This window comes from Streptomyces sp. NPDC055815 (genome assembly GCF_053616475.1).
The window spans coordinates 1-9,548 of the sequence record NZ_JBSHDU010000145.1 but is presented as its reverse complement, the minus strand read 5'-3'; the positions used below and the strand labels follow the sequence as shown (position 1 = coordinate 9,548).

Genomic DNA, 9,548 nt, shown 5'->3' with positions numbered 1-9,548 from the left:
GCGTCCATCGCCTCGCCGTGACCCGACGACAGCAGACGCTCCATGTGGTTGTTGGCGAGCTGACCGTCATCGGCCAGGTCGTCCGCGAACTCCCGCAGCGCGTCCGCCATTTCGCGGTAGGCGTCCTCGTCGACGTTGGGCCAGTTGACCCCCACCAGGTCGAGCAGCGTGTCCGCCCAGTCCGGCACCGTGACAGCCATGATCGGAACTCCCCCCGTACGCACATCTCTTTGCAGAATGCGAGTGCGAATACTGTGTCATGGGGGCCGCAAACGATCAACGCGGCCCCCCTCCCGCCGCCCGGGGCAGCGGCTACGACACCAGCCCCTGGCCCTCCAGTTCCGTCAGGCGGACCGTGCACAGGCCGCCGCGTTCGGTCTTCACGTCCGTCACCTTCAACTGGGTGCCCGGGGTGAGGATGTACTCCTCCTCGCCCGTGAACGCGGAGAAGCGGCGGATCCCCACCGCACGCGCCGGCGTCACCTCGAAGAGGGTGCGGCGGCCGCGGCTGCCGAGGAAGGCCCGGGCCACGCCCGGCTCCGACGTGCAGGACGAGACGCCCCACCAGGTCACCGTGCGCCCCAGCGGGTACTGGGAACGCAGGTCCAGGGCCACGCCCCGCCACAGCGGCCGGGTCTGCGCCGGCAGATCGGCCACGGCCGAGAACAGCAGCCGCAGGTACGGCAGGTACGGGCTCAGCCGCTCCCGGTCCGGGGACCTCAGCACGGCGTTGATCTCGCGGTAGAACGCCGACTCGCACGTGTACAGGTACAGCGCGGAGATCGCGTCGGCGGACAGGCCGCCGACGGCCTCCGGCTGCGCCGTCTTCGTCTCCGCGAACCGGGCCGACCGCTCGACGTACCGGTCCAGGTTCGCCAGGACCCGCGTCACCGGCTCGACGGCCTTCCGGAAGTCCATCAGCGGGGTGTCGAAGACTCCGGTGATCGGCGGCAGGACGAGCCCCTCGTCCTTGACGCTCGTGAGCCGCTCCAGATAGAGCTGGTGCAGCTCCATCGTCGACGCGATGAACGCGCCCATCCGCTCGGAGCCGGCGGTGTCGGTCGTGTGCTGGTCCCAGCCCTTGCTCGGCAGCCAGTCGACCGGCTCCGCCCCCACCGCCGCCAGGGCGTCGTTCACCTGGGCGAAATGGTCACCTTCGCAGAAGATGTCCCCCTGGGCCGCCGGATTCGCGTGGTCCAGATGCCGGACCTCGACCCCCGGGTACTTCTTCTCCAGGCGCTGGACGACCCTCTTCAGGCTCCTGGCGTGCGCGCCCCACCAGGCGAACACCACCCCGCGGTCCTCCTCGTCCGCGGCATCCTGCTTCGCCCGGAGGATCTCCTCCACGATCTGCTCGGCGACCGGCCGCCAGAAGGAGGTGTGCTGATCCGTCGGCACCGCACCGTCCGCACTCGCCGTGAGCGAGGCGTTCAGCAGGAGCACGCCCTGCGTGAGCATCGCCTGGAACCACTCCGGCGGCTGGACCGTGTCCTCCTTCTTCAGGAGCGCCCGGACATCGGCGATCGGCGTCTTCTTGGCGATGCCGTACTTCCACATCGCGGCCGCCTTGATGATGCAGCGGATGCTGACCACCCGGCCGAACTGACTGTCCTTCCAGTCGTGGAAGGTGTTGTCGAACATCGCGATGCCCGTCGCGCTCTCCGCCCGCGGATACGGGTTCTGCCCGAAGGCGACCACCTTCCACTTGTGCGGCGGATGCGGCTTCAGCGCCTGGAACGTCAGCTCCCGCACCGGGACCACCTCGGGGCTCCGCTTAGGGCCGATGAAGGCCCCGGCCCCCGGCTGCGCCTCGATCACCGGGCGAAGCAGCGGCAGCCACGGCTCACCTCCGCCCTTGAACAGCTCGGCAAGACCCAGGGGGTCGTCCGAGGGGGCGGGGGCGGGCTTCTGGGCCGGGGCCGGCGCCGAAGCCTGAGTCGGGGCCGGTGCCGGTGTCGAAGCCGGTGTCTGGGCCGGTGCCGGCGTCTTGATGCGCACCCGCTGCGTCGGGCCCGCGCCCTCGATGTCGTCCAGCTGACCCAGTACCGCCGCCCGCAACGCGTCGTAGTCCGCGAACCCGTGGTCGTGGAACAGGGTGTAGCCCGTCCACATCAGATTCGCGCACACCTGCGCGGGCACCTGGCCCGTCCGCGCGCCCATCCCGACCAGCGCCACCGACCGGATGCTGCCGGGCTTCGCCAGGTTCTGCAGGTGCACCGCCTGGAACGCGGCCGCGCACGCCAGCGCCACGTTCATCGTGTCGCTGACGTTCTGCGAGGACTGCCGCATGGTCGGTGTCGAGATCAGATACCGCGGTACGGCCGCCCCGGACGGGACGCAGACCGCGCTGCCCACCGGCAGGCTCCCGCCGAACCGCTCACGGATGGCCCGCTGCACCCGCACCTGGACCCCGGCGCCGAGGTGGCGCTTGACGACGGCGTCCACCCCGCCGTCCATCCGGCCCCGCGCATTGGTGGGGGACACCCACGCGTCGACGTCCACGTCGAGAACGGAACCGCTCCGGATCTCGACCTCCGGCGTGTCCGCGAACGCGGACTTCCAGGCCGCCACCACCTCGTCGTTGACATCGACGAGAACGACCTTCAACGCACGCTCGACACCCACGAATTCCCCCTCCTCGTGCCCTCTTCCGAACGTTCTCGAAGCTATCGCGCACCACTGACAACGCCCTCGCTCCGAGGTGAGCCGCGTCTCAACCGGCCCGGTCGGCCTTGCTATGCAACTCGTTGCATAGCAAGATCTGGCGCATGGCGCTCGACCACGCGATCCTCGTCTCCCTGCTCGAGAAGCCCGGATCCGGCTACGAGCTGGCCCGGCGCTTCGAGCGGTCCATCGGGTACTTCTGGACCGCCACCCACCAGCAGATCTACCGCGTGCTCAAGCGCATGGAGAGCGACGGCTGGGTGGACGTCCGGGACGTGCCGCAGCAGGGGCGCCCGGACAAGAAGGAGTACTCCGTCGCCGGGCCCGGCCGGGAGGCGCTCTCCGCGTGGCTGGCCGCACCGATCGAGCCCGAGAGCGTGCGGCACGACCTCGCGGTGAAGATCCGCGGTGCCGCCTTCGACGATCCCGCCGCGCTGATCGGCGAGGTCGCGCGGCACCGGCAGGCGCACACCGACCGCCTGGAGCACTACCTCGCCGGCGAGGCCCGGGACTTCCCTGCGTCCGGCACCGACGGTCCGCTCGACGCCGAGCGGGAGCTCCAGCACGCCGTGCTCCGCGGCGGCATCGCCTACGAGCGGATGATGATCGCCTGGCTCGACGACGTCCTCGCCACGCTCGCCCGCTTCGACACCGGGCGCTGAACCGCGCCGTACCCACCCCTCGATCCCTGGAAGGCGGACGTCATGGCCGACCCGCTGCTGTTCAACCCGCACACCTACGACCCCGCCCACTTCGACCCGGAGACCCGCCGACTGCTTCGCGCCACCGTCGACTGGTTCGAGGCGCGCGGCAAGCGCCGGATCATCGAGGACTACCGGACCCGGGCCTGGCTCGGCGACTTCCTCGCCTTCGCCGCGGAGGAGGGACTCTTCGCGACCTTCCTGACGCCGTCCTCCGCCGCCGGCGCGGACGAGGGCGACAAGCGCTGGGACACCGCCCGTATCGCCGCCCTCAACGAGATCCTCGGCTTCTACGGCCTGGACTACTGGTACGCCTGGCAGGTCACCATCCTCGGCCTCGGCCCGGTCTGGCAGAGCGACAACGCCGCCGCCCGCGCCCGCGCCGCCGAACTCCTCTCCCAGGGCGAGGTGTTCGCCTTCGGCCTCTCCGAGAAGTCGCACGGCGCGGACATCTACTCCACCGACATGCTGCTCACGCCCGACGGCGACGGCGGCTTCCGGGCCACCGGCTCCAAGTACTACATCGGCAACGGCAACGCCGCCGGGCTCGTCTCCGTCTTCGGCCGCCGCACCGACGTCGAAGGCCCCGACGGGTACGTCTTCTTCGCCGCCGACAGCCGCCACCCGGCGTACCACCTCGTCAAGAACGTCGTCGACTCCTCGAAGTACGTCAGCGAGTTCCGTCTGGAGGACTACCCGGTCGCGGCCGAGGACGTCCTGCACACCGGCCGCGCCGCCTTCGACGCCGCCCTCAACACGGTCAACGTCGGCAAGTTCAACCTGTGCACCGCCTCGATCGGCATCTGCGAGCACGCGATGTACGAGGCCGTCACCCACGCGCAGAACCGCATCCTGTACGGCCGGCCGGTCACCGTCTTCCCGCACGTGCGGCGCGAGTTGACCGACGCCTACGTCCGGCTCGTCGGCATGAAGCTGTTCAGCGACCGGGCCGTCGACTACTTCCGCACCGCGGGACCCGACGACCGCCGCTACCTCCTCTTCAACCCGATGACGAAGATGAAGGTGACCACGGAGGGCGAGAAGGTCATCGACCTGATGTGGGACGTCATCGCCGCCAAGGGCTTCGAGAAGGACAACTACTTCGCCGAGGCCGCCGTGGAGATCCGCGGTCTGCCGAAGCTGGAGGGCACGGTCCACGTCAACCTGGCGCTGATCCTGAAGTTCATGCGCAACCACCTCCTCGACCCGGTCGCGTACGAGCCCGTCCCGACCCGCCTCGACGCGGCCGACGACGCGTTCCTCTTCCGTCAGGGCCCGGCCCGCGGTCTCGGCTCGGTCCGCTTCCACGACTGGCGCCCGGCCTACGACACGTACGCCCACGTCGCCAACGTGGCCCGGTTCCGCGAACAGGCCGACGCGCTCTGCGAGTTCGTGCTCAAGGCCGCCCCCGACGAGGAGCAGAGCCGCGACCTGGACCTGCTGCTCGCCGTCGGCCAGCTCTTCGCGCTGGTCGTCCACGGGCAGCTGGTCCTGGAGCAGGCCGCCCTGACGGGTCTCGACGAGGACGTCCTCGACGAGCTGTTCGCCGTCCTCGTCCGCGACTTCTCGGCGCACGCGGTCGAGCTGCACGGCAAGGACTCCGCGACCGAGCAGCAGCAGCTCTGGGCGCTCGGCGCCGTCCGCCGCCCCGTCGTCGACGAGGCGCGCTCGGGGCGGGTCTGGCAGCGCGTCGAGGCGCTGTCGGGGGCGTACGAGATGAATCCGTGAGGATTCGTCAGTTCGCCACCACCCGGCCGTTCTCGTCCACGGTGACCGTGGCCCAGTAGCGGTCCCACTCGTCGCCCACGTACTCGGGCACCTGGCCGGCCGGGTAGCGGACCCAGCCCTCCGGCGGCTCCTGGCCGTCGGCCACGCAGTCCCCGCCGTCGGGGTTGCCGACGGCCTTGACCGGGTAGCTGCCGGAGCCGCAGACCCGATCCTGGATCTGGAACGCGCAGCCCGTCAGGAGCAGGGTCGCGGTCAGGCCCGCGACGGCGAGGACGGGGAGGGTGCGGCGGGTCTGCTGGATGGTCACGTTCATTGCCTCTCTCGCTGGTGCACAACAGTCTCGGCGAGAGCGGGAATCCCGTGATGAGTACGCGTACTCAGCTGGTGGTGCGTCGTACTCCGTCTCCGCGGGCCGGTCGGATCGGGCCGGCCCGCGGAGACGGCGGGGGCCGTTACGGCTTGGGAAGGGCGCAGCCGGCGCGGTTGAGGTCGATCACGTTGCCGGGGCCGATGCAGGGAACGATCGTGTAGGTCTGCTGGGCGTAGTTGATGCCCTGGCGGACGGTCACGGTGCCGTTCTCGTCGACCTCGCACGGGTTGTTCACGGTGCAGCTCTGACCGTCCTCGTTGCCCGTGTTGTTGACGGCGACGACCTTGCCGGTGGCCGTGTCGATCACGGGCGAGCCGGAGGTGCCGCCGATGGTGTTGCACGAGGAGGTGTAGCGGACCGAGTCCTTCCAGGTCCACCCGCCCTCCTTCAGACGGTAGACGAAGCCGTCGATGTTGCAGTTGTAGATCCGCTTCCAGTAGCCCGAGACCACGCTGATCGACGAACCCTGAACCGGGTGGGCGTCGTTGAGGGTGAGGGCGCTGATGCCGTACGTGCTCTGTATCTGCGCGTACGTCTTGGTCAGCTGGTAGATCGAGATGTCCGTGTCCGTCATCGTGCCGTACGCGATCTTGCTGGCGCGCAGCGTCCCGACGCCGTTGCCGGCCGAGTTGAGCAGGGTGAACGAACGGCTGGACCGCCGGTCCTTGATGACCTGGCCCGCCGCCGGCATGCCGGTCTCCAGGCAGTGCCCGTTGGAGAGGACCAGCGCGGGGTCGGACGGCAGGGAGCTGGGGGTGCGGACGACGGAGCCGGAACAGTTGCTGAGCGCGACCGTTCCCGCGAAGTCGACGGCGGCCACGGCCTGTGGCTGCGATGCGGCGGCCGGTGCCTGGGCGACCGTCTCCCGGGGTGCGGAGGCCGCGGCCGGGACTGCCGCCGCTCCTGTCAGGAGCAGGGCGAGCAGGGTGCCGGCGAGAGGCTTCTTCATGTGGGGGTTCCCCTCTGAATGACCGTGCAACCGAGAATCCTTCGGTTGTCATGTGCATTCTTTGAAGGGAGTCGCCCAAGTGGCAAGAGGGCGTGCGGTGTTGGGAGTGACCCGTGTCCACCCTTCCGCGAAATGATCACTCGTTCGTGAGTTCCGCCGCCGGCCCCGCACGTCCGCCCCGACCCTGGAAGCAGTGACGTCGACGCTGTCGGGTGGGGAGTGGATGTGACGCGAGAGACGGGATCCCGTGGGGGTCTGGAGGAGCGGGCGATCCTGGTGGCGGCGGGGCTCGCCGATCTGGCGGTGAGCACGCTGGGGTCGGGCCTCGGGCTCGTACGGGGGTTACTGAGGCGCTCGGACGCCGCCGAGGTGGCGGCCGACGCGGAGCGGGACCTGGAGGCGCGCGGCCGGCTCGCGCTCGACCGGTACCTGACCCCGCCCCCCGCCCACCTGGAGGTCCTCGCCCGGCACGTGCTGGCGCGACGGGCCGGCGACGGTGGCTGAGCGCTGGGAGTCGGCCGCGTTCAAGGCGCGCGTCGACGAGGAACTCCGGAGCTACGTCGCACAGGAGGCATCCGAACTCGCCGCGGTCGACCCGGCGCTCGGCCCGGTCGCCGAGCAGCTGGAGTCGTCCGTCGCCGACGGCAAGCGGCTCCGGGCGGCTTTCTGTTACTGGGGCTGGCGCGCGGTCGGACAGCCCGACAGTGACGCCCTCGTGCGGGCGGCGGCCGCCATGGAGCTCGTGCACGCGGCCGCCGTCGTGCACGACGACCTGATCGACGACAGCCCCCTGCGCCACGGCCGGCCCACCGCACACCTGGCCCTGCGCACCGCCGTGGAACACCATCCGCGGCCCGCCGCCGGAGCCCGCTCGCTCGCGATGCTCGTCGGCGACCTGCTGATGTCGCTCGCCGGGCAGCTCTTCGTCACCAGCGGCCTGCCCGCCGCCTACCTCGGCCGGGCCCGCCCGCTCTGGGCGGCCCTCGCCCGCGACCTCGTCGCCGGGGAGTGCCTGGAGATCCTGCGCACCGGCGCCGCCCCGGACACGACGGCCTCGCTGAAGGTGATCCGCTACAAGACCGCCAAGTACACCGTCGAGCAGCCGCTGCTGATCGGCGGCGCCCTCGCGGGGGCGGGCGGGCGGCTGCGCGAGGGCTACTCGGCGTACGGGGTGCCGCTGGGCGAGGCGTTCCAGCTGAGGGACGACCTGCTGGGTCTCTTCGGCGACCCGGGGACCACCGGCAAGGCCGGCGCCGACGACGTCCGCGGGAACCGGCCCACGACCCTGCTCGCCGAGACCTGGCGGCTCGCCGGCGCCGAGGAGCGCGGGCGGCTGCGCGAGCTGCTGGCCCGGCGCGAGCCCGACGGGGACGCCCTGGAGGCCGTACGCGAGGTGATGCGGCGTCTTGAAGCCCCCGAGCGCGTCGAGGCCATGATCACCGAGCGGGTGGGGGAGGCCCTCCACGCCCTCGACGAACTGAACCTGCCCGCCGCCCCCGCCGCCGCGCTCACCGCCCTGGCGCACTCGGTTGCCGTCCGCCGTTCCTGACGCAGCACAAGGAGACCTGCCCATGAGCATCACCGAGGCGTCGATGGACGCCCTGCGGCGGACCGGCGACGAACTCGCCGACGCCACGGTCGCCACCCTCTTCGCACGCGGGGAGGTGGGCACCTTCAACACCCTCATGCGGTACGTGTCCACCGCGGGATCCCCGCTGCCGGACGGGCTGCCCGAGGTCGCCCGGGAGTACCTCCACGCCACCGGCGCACCGCCGTCCTGGGTGGACTGGGCGGAGATGGAGAAGGCCCGGCTGTTCTTCATCGACAACAACGTGCACATCTCCACCGCGCTGTCCTTCGCCTCCATGCCCGCCTGCTACCTGGTCCCGCACGTGGCGAAGCTGTTGTCGGCGACGCACGGTCTCAAGTACCCCTCGAAGCGGATGGCGGAGACCGGCCAGTTCACCGTCCACCTGATGCGGCCCGACGCCTTCGAGGTGGGCAGCCGCTTCATCCCCGCCGCGCAGAAGGTCCGCCTGCTGCACGCCTCCATCCGGCACCACCTCAGGCGGGAGAACCGCTGGGACGTCGAGGCCCTGGGGGTGCCGATCTGCCAGGAGGACATGATCGGCGGGCAGATGTTCTTCTCGATGCTGGTCCTCGACAGCCTGCACCGCCTCGGCATCCACATGTCCTCGGAGGGGGCCGACGCCTACTACTACGCGTGGCGCGTGGTCGGCGCGATGCTGGGCGTCGACCAGGAGGCCGTCCCCAAGACGCTCGACGAGGCCCGCCGCTTCCTCGACCTGTACATGATCCGGCACATGGGGCCGTCCCCCGAGGGCGTCCATCTGACCCGGCAGCTGATCGACCTCTACGAGGAGGTGGTGCCCGGCACCTTCTTCGACCCGATCGTCTCCGCCCTCATCCGCTACCTGGTCGGCGACACGTGCGGCGACTGGCTCGACGTGCCCCGCACCCCCTGGGACACCGTCGTGAAGTCCGTCCCCCATCTCCTCGGCGTCCTGGAGACCATCGAGGACCGCTCCCCGCTGGGCGCCTGGGCCCTGGACCGCCTCGGCCACCTCACCACCGTCCTCGAACTGTCCTCCCTCACCCGCGGCCGCGTCATGCACTACGCCATCCCCGAACACCTCAAGAAGGAGTACGGCGTGCCGTCCGGACCGCCCCGCAACCGCCGCTGGACCCCGCCGGCCGCCACGGTCACCACGTGATGCGCCCGGCACCCCGCTGACCACCGGAAACGTGGGTGAGGAGCACGCCGGAAGCCTGGTAGATTGTTCTCTGTCGCCGCGGGGGAAACCCCAAAACGACAATCACCCCGTCCGGGTGGCGGAATGGCAGACGCGCTAGCTTGAGGTGCTAGTGCCCTTTATCGGGCGTGGGGGTTCAAGTCCCCCCTCGGACACAGGAAACGCACCATGTGGTGGTCGGGTTCATCCCGGCCACCACATGGTGTTTCCGTGCGTTGTCAGGGGTCCTCGGCGGCATCGCGGCCGAGGTGCCGAAGGGCGCGGAGTGGCGGACGAGTGAAGCCTTCACCTCCGAGGTCACCCGGAACGTCTACAGCGGCTCGTTCCCTCCGGACCCCCGAGCCGGGGTCATGGTCTTCGAC

9 protein-coding genes and 1 tRNA gene are annotated in these 9,548 nt (G+C 70.5%); 6 read left to right on the top strand and 4 right to left on the bottom strand.

The features are described 5' to 3' along the window. Positions 1 to 200, bottom strand: a 200-nt coding sequence (locus ACWGN5_RS41230; protein WP_453522495.1) for a hypothetical protein, incomplete at its 3' end; no start/stop codon positions are given. 112 nt (positions 201 to 312) lie between these two features. Continuing rightward, positions 313 to 2,625 carry a macro domain-containing protein gene (locus ACWGN5_RS41225; RefSeq protein WP_453524006.1) on the bottom strand — a complete coding sequence of 771 codons (2,313 nt, stop codon included), beginning with the start codon at positions 2,623 to 2,625 and terminating at the stop codon, positions 313 to 315. 143 nt (positions 2,626 to 2,768) lie between these two features. Here ACWGN5_RS41225 and ACWGN5_RS41220 point away from each other — a divergent pair, with 143 nt between their 5' ends. Together ACWGN5_RS41220 and ACWGN5_RS41215 are read left to right on the top strand one after the other, a co-directional pair. Next, positions 2,769 to 3,326, top strand: a complete 558-nt coding sequence (locus tag ACWGN5_RS41220; protein WP_453524003.1) for a PadR family transcriptional regulator — start codon at positions 2,769 to 2,771, stop codon at positions 3,324 to 3,326. 42 nt (positions 3,327 to 3,368) lie between these two features. After that, the gene (locus ACWGN5_RS41215) at positions 3,369 to 5,093 is read left to right on the top strand and encodes an acyl-CoA dehydrogenase family protein (RefSeq protein ID WP_453524000.1); all 1,725 of its coding nucleotides are present in this window, start codon (positions 3,369 to 3,371) and stop codon (positions 5,091 to 5,093) included. A 7-nt stretch (positions 5,094 to 5,100) separates the two neighbouring features. On the opposite strand, the gene ACWGN5_RS41210 is transcribed toward ACWGN5_RS41215, so the two are convergent. Further along, positions 5,101 to 5,406, bottom strand: coding sequence for an SCO0607 family lipoprotein (locus tag ACWGN5_RS41210; RefSeq protein ID WP_453523997.1), 306 nt, complete (start codon positions 5,404 to 5,406; stop codon positions 5,101 to 5,103). Positions 5,407 to 5,545: 139 nt separating this feature from the next. Beyond that, on the bottom strand, positions 5,546 to 6,412 hold the full coding sequence (locus ACWGN5_RS41205) for a S1 family peptidase (protein WP_453523994.1): 867 nt from the start codon (positions 6,410 to 6,412) through the stop codon (positions 5,546 to 5,548). A gap of 225 nt (positions 6,413 to 6,637) precedes the next feature. On the opposite strand from ACWGN5_RS41205, the gene ACWGN5_RS41200 reads away from it, so the two are divergent. The 4 genes from ACWGN5_RS41200 to ACWGN5_RS41185 all read left to right on the top strand — a co-directional run bounded on the left by ACWGN5_RS41200 (position 6,638) and on the right by ACWGN5_RS41185 (position 9,341). Next, complete coding sequence (locus tag ACWGN5_RS41200) at positions 6,638 to 6,916, top strand: polyprenyl synthetase (protein WP_453523991.1); 279 nt, start codon at positions 6,638 to 6,640, stop codon at positions 6,914 to 6,916. After that, positions 6,909 to 7,961: a polyprenyl synthetase family protein gene (locus tag ACWGN5_RS41195; protein WP_453523988.1), complete on the top strand. Its 1,053-nt coding sequence runs from the start codon at positions 6,909 to 6,911 to the stop codon at positions 7,959 to 7,961. The genes ACWGN5_RS41200 and ACWGN5_RS41195 overlap by 8 nt, the downstream gene beginning before the upstream one ends. A 22-nt stretch (positions 7,962 to 7,983) precedes the next feature. Then, on the top strand, positions 7,984 to 9,147 hold the full coding sequence (locus tag ACWGN5_RS41190) for an oxygenase MpaB family protein (RefSeq protein ID WP_453523985.1): 1,164 nt from the start codon (positions 7,984 to 7,986) through the stop codon (positions 9,145 to 9,147). A 109-nt stretch (positions 9,148 to 9,256) separates the two neighbouring features. Continuing rightward, positions 9,257 to 9,341 (top strand) — tRNA-Leu (locus ACWGN5_RS41185). The last annotated feature ends 207 nt before the right edge of the window (positions 9,342 to 9,548 follow it).